14 protein-coding genes are annotated in these 13,724 nt (G+C 60.2%); 12 read left to right on the top strand and 2 right to left on the bottom strand.

Annotated features, from left to right (window positions below):
* The first annotated feature begins 94 nt into the window (after window positions 1–94).
* The 7 genes from T424_RS0116690 (at window position 95) to uraD (ending at window position 8,620) form a co-directional block, all read left to right on the top strand.
* Entirely contained in the window at window positions 95–868 is a 774-nt protein-coding gene (locus T424_RS0116690; RefSeq protein ID WP_027488740.1) for a 3-hydroxybutyrate dehydrogenase, read from the top strand.
* 69 nt (window positions 869–937) lie between these two features.
* Entirely contained in the window at window positions 938–2,401 is a 1,464-nt protein-coding gene (gene xdhA / locus T424_RS0116685) for a xanthine dehydrogenase small subunit (protein WP_027488739.1), read from the top strand.
* 5 nt (window positions 2,402–2,406) lie between these two features.
* Entirely contained in the window at window positions 2,407–4,746 is a 2,340-nt protein-coding gene (xdhB, locus tag T424_RS0116680) for a xanthine dehydrogenase molybdopterin binding subunit (protein WP_027488738.1), read from the top strand.
* A complete protein-coding gene (locus T424_RS0116675; protein ID WP_027488737.1) occupies window positions 4,746–5,117 on the top strand; it encodes an endonuclease domain-containing protein in 372 nt (123 codons plus the stop codon). The genes xdhB and T424_RS0116675 overlap by 1 nt, the downstream gene beginning before the upstream one ends.
* A 318-nt stretch (window positions 5,118–5,435) precedes the next feature.
* The gene (gene xdhC / locus T424_RS21345) at window positions 5,436–6,233 is read left to right on the top strand and encodes a xanthine dehydrogenase accessory protein XdhC (RefSeq protein ID WP_051559134.1); all 798 of its coding nucleotides are present in this window, start codon (window positions 5,436–5,438) and stop codon (window positions 6,231–6,233) included.
* A gap of 68 nt (window positions 6,234–6,301) precedes the next feature.
* Window positions 6,302–7,999, top strand: a complete 1,698-nt coding sequence (locus T424_RS0116665) for a tetratricopeptide repeat-containing sulfotransferase family protein (protein WP_027488736.1) — start codon at window positions 6,302–6,304, stop codon at window positions 7,997–7,999.
* Window positions 8,000–8,113: 114 nt separating this feature from the next.
* Entirely contained in the window at window positions 8,114–8,620 is a 507-nt protein-coding gene (gene uraD / locus T424_RS0116660; RefSeq protein WP_027488735.1) for a 2-oxo-4-hydroxy-4-carboxy-5-ureidoimidazoline decarboxylase, read from the top strand.
* A 53-nt stretch (window positions 8,621–8,673) separates the two neighbouring features.
* Here uraD and T424_RS22260 read toward each other — a convergent pair whose 3' ends face one another.
* Window positions 8,674–8,850, bottom strand: a complete 177-nt coding sequence (locus T424_RS22260) for a DUF2735 domain-containing protein (RefSeq protein ID WP_084268563.1) — start codon at window positions 8,848–8,850, stop codon at window positions 8,674–8,676.
* A gap of 428 nt (window positions 8,851–9,278) precedes the next feature.
* Here T424_RS22260 and T424_RS0116650 point away from each other — a divergent pair, with 428 nt between their 5' ends.
* The 4 genes from T424_RS0116650 to T424_RS0116635 all read left to right on the top strand — a co-directional run bounded on the left by T424_RS0116650 (window position 9,279) and on the right by T424_RS0116635 (window position 12,135).
* Entirely contained in the window at window positions 9,279–10,313 is a 1,035-nt protein-coding gene (locus T424_RS0116650; protein ID WP_027488734.1) for a glutamine synthetase beta-grasp domain-containing protein, read from the top strand.
* Between the two features lie 213 nt (window positions 10,314–10,526).
* Window positions 10,527–11,027 carry an ureidoglycolate lyase gene (locus T424_RS0116645; protein ID WP_027488733.1) on the top strand — a complete coding sequence of 167 codons (501 nt, stop codon included), beginning with the start codon at window positions 10,527–10,529 and terminating at the stop codon, window positions 11,025–11,027.
* Window positions 11,024–11,380 carry a hydroxyisourate hydrolase gene (gene uraH, locus T424_RS0116640; RefSeq protein WP_027488732.1) on the top strand — a complete coding sequence of 119 codons (357 nt, stop codon included), beginning with the start codon at window positions 11,024–11,026 and terminating at the stop codon, window positions 11,378–11,380. The genes T424_RS0116645 and uraH overlap by 4 nt, the downstream gene beginning before the upstream one ends.
* Window positions 11,381–11,382: 2 nt before the next feature.
* Window positions 11,383–12,135, top strand: coding sequence for a metallophosphoesterase family protein (locus T424_RS0116635; RefSeq protein ID WP_027488731.1), 753 nt, complete (start codon window positions 11,383–11,385; stop codon window positions 12,133–12,135).
* Window positions 12,136–12,143: 8 nt separating this feature from the next.
* Here T424_RS0116635 and T424_RS0116630 read toward each other — a convergent pair whose 3' ends face one another.
* Window positions 12,144–13,133, bottom strand: coding sequence for a multidrug resistance efflux transporter family protein (locus tag T424_RS0116630; RefSeq protein WP_210164405.1), 990 nt, complete (start codon window positions 13,131–13,133; stop codon window positions 12,144–12,146).
* Window positions 13,134–13,489: 356 nt separating this feature from the next.
* Between T424_RS0116630 and T424_RS0116625 the strand changes: the two genes are divergently transcribed.
* Window positions 13,490–13,724 (top strand): transposase family protein (locus T424_RS0116625; RefSeq protein WP_027488729.1); only part of this gene is annotated, 235 nt, incomplete at its 3' end.

The raw sequence follows: 13,724 nt of genomic DNA, 5'->3' as shown, positions 1-13,724 counted from the left end.
TTGAACGGCAAATTTTACCACCTGCACTTGATAAGCCGAATTGCACCGCCGCACGGTTAGGCATAGCATCGGCACAACAGTGAGGGAGTAGACCATGAAAAGAAGCGTCGTCGTCACCGGCTCCACCAGCGGCATCGGGCTTGGTGTTGCCAAGGCCTTTGCGGAAGCGGGCGATAATATCGTCATCAACGGGTTTGGCGAGCCATCGGCCATCGAAGAGGCCATCAAGGCTCTGGAGGCCAAGGGCGCGAAGGTGATTTACCACAAGGCCGACATGACGAAGCCTGAGGAAATTGCCGATCTCATCGCCACCGCCATCAAGACCTTCGGCGGCGTTGACGTGCTGGTCAACAATGCCGGCATCCAGCATGTGGCGCCGGTGGAGGAGTTCCCCATCGAGAAATGGGACCAGATCATCGCCATCAATCTTTCCAGCGCCTTCCACACCATGCGCGCCGCCATTCCCGCCATGAAGGAAAAGAAGGCAGGCCGCATCATCAACATCGCCTCGGCCCATGCGCTGGTGGCCTCGCCGTTCAAATCGGCTTATGTCGCGGCCAAGCACGGCATTCTGGGCCTGACGAAATCGGCAGCACTCGAGCTTGCCGAATTCGGCGTGACGGTCAACGCCATCTGCCCCGGCTATGTGCTGACGCCGCTGGTGGAAAAACAGATACCCGACACCGCCAAAGCGCGCGGCATTACCGAACAGCAGGTAAAAACCGATGTGATGATGCGCCTGCAAGCCACCAAGGAATTCGTGAGCATCGAGGACGTGGCCGCCACCGCCCTTTATCTGGCAAGCCCCGCCGCCCGGCAGATCACCGGCACGCATATCAGCATCGATGGCGGCTGGACGGCGCAATAAGATCAGGGGTCATTTTCACTGTCCCCTGATATAAGCTTGCGAATCGGACTTTCCTTATGAAAGGCAATCATGACAGACCGCATCCGCTTTCTGCTGAACGATCAAGAGGTGGCGCTGACCAGCGCCGACCCCACTGGCACGCTGCTGGATTTTCTGCGCCTCAACCGCCGGCTGACCGGCTCCAAGGAAGGCTGCGCGGAAGGCGATTGCGGGGCCTGCACGGTGCTGGTCGGGCGGCTCGTCAAGGGCCGCCTGGTTTATGAAAGCGTCAATGCCTGCATCCGCTTCATCGGCTCGCTCAACGCCACGCATGTGGTCACGGTGGAGCATCTGGCGGCAAGGGATGGCTCGCTGCATCCGGTGCAGCAGGCCATGGTGGACTGTCATGGCTCGCAATGCGGCTTCTGCACGCCGGGCTTCGTCATGTCGCTCTACGGGCTGTGGCTTACGCATGACAATCCCGACCGTGCCGAAATCGAGCGGGCGCTTCAGGGAAATCTCTGTCGTTGCACGGGCTATGAGCCGATCGTCAAGGCCGCCGAACAGGCGGCAAGAACGCGGCCCTCCGCCCTCTTCGATCCGATCCTGCGCAAGCGCGCCGAAATCACCGCACGGCTTGGCGAGCTTGAGGCCCGCGACACTATCGTCCTTGAAGGCGAAGGACGCCGCCTCATCGTGCCGAACAGCGTGGAGGCTCTCGCCAATGTGCTGGCCGCCCATGAAAAGCCGGTGATCGTGGCGGGCGCCACCGATGTGGGCCTATGGGTCACGAAACAGATGCGGGCGCTGGATCCGGTGGTCTTCATCAACCATCTGGACGAATTGCAGGATATTGCCGCCACCGAAACCGGCATCACCATCGGCGCGGGCGTCAGCTATGCAACGGCCTTCTCGGCGCTGCGCCAGGATATTCCCGCCTTTGGCCGCCTCATTGCCCGCATTGGCGGCCAGCAGGTGCGCCATATGGGCACGATTGGCGGCAATATTGCCAATGGCTCGCCGATCGGCGACACGCCCCCGGCATTGATTGCACTAGGTGCAAATTTGACCTTGCGCTCTGCCGCCGGTCGCCGGGACATGCCGCTGGAGGATTACTTCATCGATTACGGCAAGCAGGACCGGCAGAAGGGCGAGTTCGTGGAAGCCATCCACGTGCCGCGTCCTGCGCCGGACAGCCATTTCGCCATTTACAAGATTTCCAAGCGGCGGGACGAGGATATTTCCGCGCTGTGCGGCGCTTTTCATCTGGAACTCGATGCCGCCAACACCGTCACCCATATCCGCATTGCCTTTGGCGGCATGGCAGGCACACCGAAACGGGCGCGTGCCGTGGAAGCCGCCCTTTACGGCCAGACGTGGAGCGAGGAAGCCATTGCCGCCGCGAGGCCCGCCTTCGACCGCGATTACCAGCCGCTGACCGACTGGCGCGCCACCGCCCAGTACCGGCAACTGACCGCGAAGAACCTTTTGACCCGTTTCTTCCTCGAAACAGCCGGCACAAGCCCGCAATTGCAACGGTTTGAGGAGGCCTGACATCCATGGATAAGCCGAGCTTCGAGACCTATAAATACATAAAAGGCCCCATGCACCAGTCGCTCAGGCATGATTCCGCGCACAAGCATGTGTCGGGCACGGCGGAATATATCGACGATATTCCAGAACCCGCAGGCCTGCTGCATGGAGCGCTTGGCCTTGCCGACAGGGCACACGCAGAAATAATCTCCATCGATCTTTCCGCCGTCAAAACCTTTCCCGGCGTGGTGGCGGTGCTGACGGCAAGCGACATTCCCGGCACAAACGACGTCTCTTCCGGCGGACGCCATGACGAGCCGCTGATTGCCACCGGCAAGGTGGAATTTCATGGCCAGACGCTCTTTGCCGTCATTGCCGAAACCCGTGACGCCGCCCGCAAGGCGGCACGTCTTGCCAAGGTCGAATATCGCGACCTGCCCTTCTGGACCGATATTGACGGGGCATTGGAAAACGGCGCACCGCTTGTCACCCCCGGCATGGTGCTGAAGCGCGGCGAGCCGGAAACGGAACTGTCCAAGGCCCCGCACCGCCTGCAAAGCTCCATGCGCATTGGCGGCCAGGAGCATTTCTATCTGGAAAGCCATATTGCGCTGGCCATTCCCGGCGAGGATGAGGATGTCACCGTCTGGTCTTCCACGCAGCACCCTTCCGAGGTCCAGCATATTGTCGGCCATGTGCTGAACATTCCCTCCCATGCCATCACGGTGAATGTGCGGCGCATGGGCGGCGGCTTCGGCGGCAAGGAAACGCAAGGCAACCAGTTTGCAGCGCTCGCCGCCCTTGCTGCCAAGAAGCTGAACCGCGCCGTTAAATTTCGCCCCGACCGCGACGAGGACATGGCCGTTACCGGCAAGCGGCATGATTTCAAGGTGGATTTCGACGTGGCCTTCGACGATGCGGGCCGCATCCACGCGATCGATGCCAATTACGCCGCCCGCTGCGGCTATTCCTCCGACCTCTCCGGCCCGGTGACGGACCGGGCGCTGTTTCATGCCGATTCCAGCTATTTTTACCCGCATGTGAAACTGACCTCGCAGCCTTTGAAAACCCACAGTGTTTCCAACACCGCCTATCGCGGCTTTGGCGGCCCGCAGGGCATGTTGGGCGCCGAACGGGTGATCGAGGAAATCGCCTATGCGCTGGGCAAGGACCCGCTGGAGGTGCGCAAGGCAAATTTTTACGGCGAAAAGGGATCTGGCCGTGACCTCACCCCCTATCACCAGCAGGTGGAGGACAATGTCATTGCCCGCGTGGTGGCCGAGCTTGAATCCTCGGCCGACTATCAGGCGCGGCGAAACGCGATCGTCGCGTTCAACCGCTCAAGCCCGATCATCAAAAAGGGCATTGCGCTGACGCCGGTGAAATTCGGCATTTCCTTTACCATGACCGCCTATAATCAGGCCGGTGCGCTGGTGCATGTCTATCAGGACGGCTCCATTCACCTCAACCATGGCGGCACGGAGATGGGCCAGGGGCTTTACACCAAGGTGGCGCAGGTGATTGCCGATGGTTTCCAGGTGGATATAGACAAGGTGAAAATCACCGCCACCACCACCGGCAAGGTGCCGAACACCTCCGCCACCGCCGCCTCTTCCGGCTCCGACCTGAACGGCATGGCGGCCTATGATGCCGTGCGGCAGATCAAGGAAAGGCTGATTGCCTTTGCCACGGAAAAATGGGGCGTTAGCGCCGATGAGGTGGTGTTCCTGCCCAACCGGGTGCGGGTGGGAGGCGAGGAAATTCCCTTCCCCGATTTCATCAGGCAGGCCTATCTGGCCCGCGTGCAGCTTTCCGCCGCCGGTTTTTACAAGACGCCGAAAATCCACTGGGACCGCGCTTCCGGCCGTGGCACGCCCTTCTATTACTTCGCCTATGGCGCGTCCTGCTCGGAGGTCTCCATCGACACGCTGACCGGCGAATATATGATGGAGCGCACCGATATTCTGCACGATGTGGGCCGCTCGCTGAACCCGGCCATCGACATCGGCCAGATCGAGGGCGGCTTCGTGCAGGGCATGGGCTGGCTGACCACGGAGGAATTGTGGTGGGATGGCAAGGGGCGGCTTCGCACCCACGCCCCCTCCACCTACAAGATCCCGCTTGCCTCCGACCGCCCGAAGATCTTCAACGTCAGGCTGGCGGAATGGTCGGAAAATACCGAGCCCACCATCGGCCGCTCCAAGGCGGTGGGCGAGCCGCCCTTCATGCTGGCCATTTCCGTGCTGGAAGCGCTTTCCATGGCGGTGGCCAGCATTGCCGATTACCGCCTCTGCCCCCGCCTCGATGCCCCCGCCACCCCGGAACGGGTGCTGATGGCCGTGGAAAGGCTGAAGGCAGGCGCTTGATGGGGCATTACGATGTGCCAATTTTTCATCGCAAGCAGGCAAGGCGAATGCGCAAGAGCCTGCCTGCGGCTGAACTGGCCTTTTGGAATGCGCTCAGAGCTGAAAGGTTGATGGGGTTGAACTTCCGGCGCCAGATGCCGATTGCAGGCTTCATCGTGGATTTTGCTTGCCCTGCCTACAAACTCATTATCGAGATCGATGGCCCATCGCACAGTTTCGACCGGCAGATTGAAGACGATCGGATCCGGGACGAAAAACTTCACCGTCTGGGCTGGACCGTGCTTCGATTGATCAATGAGGACGTGTTGAAAAACATGGACAGTGTATGTTCTCACATTCTCAGGACGATTGGGGTGGATCGGTTTGAATAAATCCCTGCCACGACATCAGATCGCAAGGCGGAAACCTGTTCTTCCTACGCAAACCCGTGAAAACAAAAATCCGGATCTCGTCTGCCGCGCCATGAGACAGTGCGAAGCACAAGCATTTTCATTTGCGGCATACCCCCCTCTGTCCTGCCGGACATCTCCCCCTCAGGGGGGGAGATCACAAGCGGATAACCCGGCGCTTCTCGACAGGATTGAACCGGCAAATGAGGAGGCGGGAAAGATAAATCCTTCGCCCGGCTCCTGTCCGATCTCCCCCCTTGAGGGGGAGATGTCCGGCAGGACAGAGGGGGGTATACCGCATTGAACGACCCCGAACGAATCCTCGTCACCGTCATCGAAGCCAAGGGGTCAACCCCGCGCGAGGCCGGGGCCTTCATGCTGGTGGATGAAACCGGCCTCGAGGGCACGATTGGCGGCGGGCAGCTGGAATGGATGGCCATAGACAAGGCACGGCATCTGTTGGCAAGCGGTGGAGACCGGGCCGAAATGGACGTGCCGCTGGGGCCGGAAATCGGCCAGTGCTGCGGCGGCCGGGTGCGGCTTTTGCTGGAACGGCTGACCCCGCAGCGCAGGAGCCGTCTTGAGGCACGCAGGCTTGCGGAAAAGGCGGCCCATCCCGCCGTCTTCATTTTCGGGGCCGGTCATGTGGGGCTGGCTCTGGCATCGGCGCTTTCCGCCCTGCCGCTGACGGTGCGGCTGATCGACAGCCGCAACGAGGCCGATCCTGTTTTGCCGCATGAGGTCGGCTTTTGCCGCACGGCCCTGCCGGAAGCCGAAATTGCCGCGCTTCCCGCTGGCGGTGCGGCAGTGATTGTCACCCATGACCATGCCCAGGATTTTCTGATTGGCCGCGCCGCACTTGCCAGGAGCGATCTTGCCTATATCGGCATGATCGGCTCGGCCACCAAACGGGCGCGGTTTGCAAGCTGGCTTCGGCAAGAGACTGGTGCGGCAGCCGATCTCTCAAGGCTCGTCCTGCCAATCGGCGGCTCTATCCTGCGCGACAAGCGCCCGGAGGTGATTGCCGCCATGGTGACAGTCGAACTTCTGATCGCACTGCTGGGGAGATCGACCCAGGGTAAAATGCCCGAAGCGTGAGCCTCAGGCATGGTCGGTGCTGTAACGACGGCCGGAAGACGCAAACCTCCAAACGACAAGAGCATGGCATGGCACATCTGGCGCAACTGACCCTGCAACGGCAAAAGCTGGCGCCGATTTTCGAGGCGGCCAAACAGGCCTTGTCGCTGGGCGTGGATCGCCTGCCGGAAGGCGAAAGGCAACTTGCAAGGCAGAAGATCGAGGTGGCCCATGCCGCCTCCGCGCAACTGGCGGAGGTGGCAATCAGCCTGCGGGACCATGCGAGCGCCATAGAATTGCTGGAACAGGCGCTAGCGCTCAAGAGCCTGCCTACCCTTCACAAACGGCTGGCGGAAGTACTGGCGGCAGAGGCAAGACCAAGGGAGGCAGCTGCCCATTTCGAAGCCGCCCTGCGCGGCGGCCTTCGGGATGTCGCCACGCTTACGGGCCTTGCCCGCGCCTTGAAGCTGCTTGGGCTGGGGAACCGCGCGGCGGAAGCCTATCGCGCCATTCTCACGCTCGATCCGAACCATCTGGAAGCCCTGCGCGATTTGAGCTTTCACGCCATGCTGCGTGATGATTTCGAAGCAGCCCTTGCGCTTGCCCGCCACATGGCAGAGGTCGCGCCGCAGGATTTCACGGCGCATTTCTATCTGGGGCAGGCGCTGCAAGGGCTTGGCCGCGAGGAAGAAGCCCGCACCGCCTATGACGGCGCCCTTGCCATCGATCCCGGCAATACCGATGCCATGCTGCTTTACGGCATGTTGCATCGGTTCGAGCCGGATGAGCCGCGCCTGCGCACCATGCTGGCGCTCCATCCGCAACTGGCCGACAATCCCGCGCGGCGCCTGAAACTGGGCTTTGCGCTATACAAGGCGCTGAACGATACCAACCGCCATGACGAGGCCTTTGCCTTTCTGGAAGAGGCCAACCGCTTGCGGCGGGCGCAATTTCCAGCCTACAGACTGGAAGACGACGAGAAACTGATGGCGGAGCTGGAGGCCTTTTTCCCTCCAGCCTCCCTGACGGAAAAAACGGAAGCCCTGGAAGAGCGTGGATGCGGCGAAGAGCCGATCTTCATCGTCGGGCTGCCGCGGTCAGGCACCAGCCTGACCGAACAGATCCTTGCCAGCCATCCCGCCATTTTCGGCGCCGGAGAGGTGGAGAGCCTCAGCCATATTGTGGCGGCGAAATTTTTCGCTTCCGACCGCAAGACGCTTCTGCCATCGCAGAGCATCACAGCGCAGGCGCTTGCCGATGCCGCCGAGGCCTATCTTGCGCCGCTCAGGGCAAAGGCCCAAGGCCGCCGCATAACGGACAAAATGCCGGTGAACCTGTTGTGGGTGGGCTTTATCCGCCGGATCTTCCCGCGTGCGAAGATCATAATTACCCGGCGGGATGCGCTTGCCAACGGTTTTGCGCTTTATTCCACCTTCTTCTCCAGCGACGGCATGGTCTATAGCTACGACCAGAGCGAAACGGCCCGCTACATTCTGGCCGAACGCCGCCTGACAGACCATTGGCTGAGACTTTTTCCAGACCATGTGACGCTGATGAACTATGAGACCTTGACGGACAATCAGGAGGCTGAAACGCGCCGTCTTCTGGAATTTTGCGGCCTGCCCTGGCATGACGGCTGCCTTACCTTCCATGAAACCCGGCGCGTGGTAAAGACCTTGAGCAGCGCGCAGGTGCGCCAGGGCATGTATTCCGGCCGCGACCGCAAGACGCAGCATTACCGCAAGCATCTGGAGCCGATGATAAGACTGCTGGAGCATGTCGGGTGAACGCCGGGTCCAATATTGCTCTGCCACCTTATCCCGGCATCGCTAGCCGGGTGCCCCATTGCCGAAGCCTGCGCCTTGGCCTATGGAATTGGCCTGACAATGCAGGAGACGCACATGGACCGGCAAAGCTTCATCGACCGTTTTGGCTCCGTCTTCGAGCATTCCCCCTTTATTGCCGAACGTGCCTTCGATGCCGGTTTCATAGAAGAACCGTTGACGGCCGGATCGGTGTATGACGGACTGGCAGCAATTTTCCGCACGGCAAGCGAGGCCGAGCGGCTCGGCGTGTTGCGCGCCCATCCCGATCTGGCAGGCAAGCTCGCCATTGCGGGCGATTTGACGGAGGAAAGCCGCAAGGAGCAGGCCGGTGCGGGTCTTGATCGGCTCACCCCACAAGAACATGCCCGCTTCACGGCGCTCAACGCCGCCTATACGGGAAAATTCGGCTTTCCCTTCATCATTGCTGTCAAGGGTCTGAACAAGGACGATATTCTCGCCGCCTTCGAAAGCCGCATCGAGAACGCGCCGGAGGCCGAATTTTCAACGGCCTGCCAGCAGGTGGAAAAGATCGCCCGCCTCAGGCTCGACGCCATGCTGCCGGGCGACCCCGATCCAGCCTGAGGAATGGCGGAACACATCCTTTCCCGCAAGCCGGCAGTGGCGTCCTGAAAGCCTCAGTTTTTACGGGTATCATCCGCTTCGCGGATGGCTTCCTCGTGATACCAGCTGCCGCAGGCGCTCTCGATGATAACGGGGCGCGCCTTGACGTCCGGAGCCTGTCTGCGCTTTTGCGCCAGATAAAGCGGAAACTCATAGATTTTCGCGGTCGGTTGACTGAAGCTTGTCGTCATGGTCCTGCCTCCCAATATCGCCGGCTTGTTCCCTGCTGCCTTAACGTTCGGCTATTGCCAGCGGTTCAGGCGCTTCGAAGATATTTTTAGCATTTCTTCGCGAATCTTGCACATGAAAAGTGCACGATGCTCAAAAAAGGATCAAGAATTTCGCCCGGCATTGCCCGATTTGCGTTCAATTGCGTGCGAGAGGCGGGGAAAAGGTCGATCCGATTTGTTTGAAGATTCTAAATTAGCCGAAAAATATTAAGAAATGCCCTTTTCAGACGGGCTCCCGCCGGAGAGGTGCCGATTTTTCGGGGCGCCAGCGGCGGGTTTTTGAAAACTGGCACGCTTCCTGCTTTTCTTGTTTCGAGTCCCCCGGCAAGACCGGAGGATCGTTCCTGGGTGCGTCCGATGGATGGACGCGGACTTATGAGAGATCGACAATGACGAAGTACAAGCTCGAGTACATCTGGCTGGATGGTTACAAGCCCGTTCCGAACCTGCGCGGCAAAACCCAGGTGAAGGAATTCGCCGAATTCCCGACGCTGGAGCAGCTGCCCCTGTGGGGCTTCGACGGCAGCTCCACCATGCAGGCCGAAGGTCATTCCTCTGACTGCGTTCTGAAGCCCGTTGCGGTTTACCCCGATCCGGCCCGTACCAACGGCGTTCTCGTCATGTGCGAAGTGATGATGCCCGATGGCGTCACGCCGCACGCTTCCAACAGCCGCGCAACCATCCTCGACGATGAAGATGCATGGTTCGGCTTCGAGCAGGAATATTTCTTCTACGAAGACGGCCGTCCGCTCGGCTTCCCCGAGCAGGGCTACCCGGCTCCGCAGGGCCCCTATTACACCGGCGTCGGCTACAAGAATGTCGGCTCGATTGCCCGCGAAATCGTTGAAGAGCATCTGGACCTCTGCCTTGCCGCCGGTATCAACCACGAAGGCATCAATGCCGAAGTGGCCAAGGGCCAGTGGGAATTCCAGGTCTTCGGCAAGGGCTCCAAGAAGGCCGCCGACCAGATCTGGATGGCACGCTACCTGCTGCTGCGTCTTTGCGAAAAATACGGCATCGACGTCGAATTCCATTGCAAGCCGCTGGGCGACACCGACTGGAACGGCTCTGGTATGCACTGCAACTTCTCCACCAAGCACATGCGCGAAGTGGGCGGCAAGGATTACTTCGAAGCCCTCATGGCTGCCTTTGCCAAGAACTGGAAAGAGCATATCGACGTTTACGGCCCGGACAACCATCTGCGCCTGACCGGCAAGCACGAAACGGCTCCGTGGAACAAGTTCTCCTACGGCATTGCCGACCGTGGCGCCTCGATCCGCGTTCCGCATTCCTTCGTCAACAACGGCTATCGCGGCTATCTCGAAGACCGTCGTCCGAACTCGCAGGGCTGCCCCTACCAGATCGCTTCGCGCGTTCTGGCAACCATCGCGGAAGTGCCCACGGCTGCCTCTGCGGCTGCCTGAGCCTTTCGGCACAATTGAATGGAAAGCGCCAGCCTCACCCGCTGGCGCTTTTTTGTTGGGCTGACCCGTGCAAACTGTGGATCATTGCCCGCCTGATTCGGGAGGGGTGGTCCGAAGGGTCATTGAGATATTCGAAGTTTCATCAAGGTGAGGATGCGAAAGCACCTTCGATGCCTTGGCATGATCGGTGAAACGTCACGCGTGGAGATTGCCTTGCCTGAGATATTGTCCGTCCTTCCGCTGACGCCCGAAGCTTTTGCCCCCTTCGGCGAAGTCATCGAGGCCGATCCCACCCGGATGCGGCTGATCAATGGCGGCACGACAGAGCGCTTCCATGCGCTGGCCCAGCCGGAGGTTACGGGCGAAGGCGCCCGTGTCATTCTCAATATCTTTCGCGGGCAGGCGCGAAGATTTCCTTACGAAATCGGCATGATGGAGCGTCATCCGCTTGGCAGCCAGAGCTTCACGCCGCTTTCCGGCCGCCCCTTTCTCGTGGCCGTTTCCGAAGATAGCGACGGCAGGCCGGGTGTTCCGCAGATTTTTCTTGCCCGCCCGCATCAGGGCGTGAACTATCACCGCAATGTCTGGCACCATCCCTTGCTGGCTCTTGGCGAAACCAGTGACTTTCTGGTTGCCGATCGCGACGGACCGGGAAACAATCTGGAAGAGTTTTTCTTCGAACAACCCTTTATCATCGCGGAGCCCCAGATATGACCGGCCTCACCACCCATGTTCTCGATACCGCACTTGGCAAACCGGCCGAGGGTTTGCGCATCCATCTCATGCGCATGGAAGGCGACGAGGCACAGCTCATCAAGACCGTATTCACCAATGCCGATGGCCGGGTCGATGGCGGCCCTGTTCTGGCGGGCGAGGATTTCAGACCGGGCCAGTATGAATTGCTGTTTCATGCGGGTGATTATCTCAAGGCCCAGGGCTTTGCCCTGAGCGAACCGCCCTTTCTCGACGTCATTCCCATCCGCTTCGGCATCAGCGACATTACCGCGCATTACCACGTGCCGCTTTTGCTTTCCCCTTACGGCTATTCCACCTATCGGGGCAGTTGACCATGCGGTTTGCGGCCATTGCCGATATTCACGGAAACAATCTGGCGCTTACGGCAGTGCTGCACGATATTCGGCAAAATGGCATTGGAATGGAGGCCGTGGTCAACCTCGGCGATTGTTTTTCCGGCCCGCTGGACACCGCAGGCACGGCTGAAACCCTGTGCAGCCTGCCGATCGTCACCGTGCGCGGCAATCATGACCGCTACCTGATCGAACAATCACCGGAGCGGATGGGCCCCTCGGATCGTGAAGCCTTCTCACAATTGCAGCCACACCATCTGGACTGGATCAGGGCCCTGCCCGTCACGTCTGTCTGGCGGCAGGAGGTCTTCCTCTGCCACGCCATGCCCGCGGCGGATGATGTCTATTGGCTGGAAGCGGTCACGCCGGAAGGCGTGGTGCATCTGCGGCCCCGGACAGAGATCGAGGCCGCCGCGAGCGCGCTGCTCTTCCCGCTCATTCTGTGCGGCCATTCCCACATTCCCCGTGCGGTGCAACTCAGCGACGGCAGATTGATCGTCAATCCCGGCAGTGTCGGCTGCCCCGCCTATGATGATGATCTTCCCGTGCACCACCGCGTGGAAACCGGCAATGCGCTGGCAAGCTATGCCATTCTCGAAAAACACGCCAATGGCTGGTCCGTGACCTTTCGCGCCATTCCTTACGATCATCACGCAATGGCAGACCTTGCCGCCCAGAGAGGCCGGCAGGAGTGGCAAAAAGCACTTTCCGGTGGATGGCTACAGCAGAATTGATCAAGACTTCATCTGCGCTTCGGGCGGTGCAGCGTAAATCCCAGCAGGCCGCACAGCACGGCGCACAAGCCGATAACGCCATAGAGGTCCGGCATGGCGGCGTGCAGAAACAGCATTTCGCCGAGCAGGGCAAAGCCCACCTCGCCCGCCTGCGTGGCATCGACGGCGGCGATATGCAGGGGGTCACGGGAAAGGTTTCGGGCATAGAGAAAGAGCGTGGTAGCAAAGCCGCCAGCCACGACCGCCACCAGCGCGGTGCCGATCAGCTGTTGCGCTCCGGGCAAAGGTGGCGCCGTCAGCGCCAGCAGCAGGCCGAACACCGGCAGCGCGCCAAGCGTCAGAAGCAGAACGCCCACCGCCGGATCGCGTAGCAAGGCCGCCTCCTCATCGCGGGCTTCATGCTTGATGCGGCTGAGCAACTGGTTTCCGACCGGATAGGCAAAGGCGGCCCCCAAAACCGGCAGAACGCCATAAAGGACCGTCTCCGGGCTGATCCCCTGCATGATCTGTCCGGCATTGATGATGATGATGCCCAAAAAAATCAGCAGCATGAACAGCAGGCCGGAAAGCGGCACCTTATCGCCGAAAGCCCGCAGCACCAGTGGCGTTGCCAGAATGGTGGCCTGCCAGCTTGCCGCAATGATCCAGCCGGGCGCATGATCGGCGGCAAAACAGATGCCGGTGTAAAACAGCCCGAAGCCGACCCCGCCCGCCATGAGCCAGAAAGCCAGTCGGTGCCGGAAAAGCCGCAGAGCCGCGCCAAGGCGGCCAAAGCCGCCGCGAAAGACAATCCAGCCAGTCAGCAACGGCACCATGAACAGATAACGCAGCGCCGCATTCCACGCCCAGTGGCCGCCGGAAAGGCTCAAGGCCCTGTTCAGCACGAAGGTCACGGAAAACAGCGCCGCAGCCAAAAGGCCAAGGCCGATCAGGCGTGGCATATGCGGCTGGCTGCCTGAAAGCGTGTCGGGCGTGGAGATTGGCGTGGCGGATGACATGCAGGCTCGATAATCGTGAGGAGAGCGCCGCTTATGACCGAAAGCCCGAAAGAAGGCAATCCATGCCCGGCCTTCCTTCCCGCCGGATTTTTCAACAGGCCCTTATCCCGCTTGCGGCATCATCCGACCGGATTGAAACGAGGATAGACAAGATTATGCTTCGAAAAAAAAATCCTAGAGCGCCGGTCTGCTTCAATCAGCACAGTACAGGACGCTACGGTTTTGCGTGTGGTTAACCCCCCTCTGTCCTGCCGGACATCTCCCCCTCAAGTGCAGGGGAATCGCATATGGGTTTCAAGCTATTGAATGATTGAGGCAAATCGCTTCATCTTCCTCCGACTGATTCGGAGGGTTTGATGAAAGGATTTGCCTCTTTGTTTGGATCTGTTCCTGATCCTCGTGCTGCCAATGTGCGCCATCCGTTGAACAGTATTTTGTTCATTGCGCTTGCGGCGGTGCTGTGTGGTGCAGAGACGTGTCAGGACATGGCTGATTTCGGCGTTTCCAAGCGCAAGCTCTTAAAAGAGATCATACCCCTGCCTTATGGCGTCCCAAGCCATGATGTGTTTTCCAATGTGTTCAGGCATCTCG

The sequence above is a fragment of the Allorhizobium undicola ORS 992 = ATCC 700741 genome, assembly GCF_000621665.1.
Classification (GTDB): domain Bacteria; phylum Pseudomonadota; class Alphaproteobacteria; order Rhizobiales; family Rhizobiaceae; genus Allorhizobium; species Allorhizobium undicola.
This window is presented reverse-complemented; position numbering and strand designations above follow the sequence as displayed.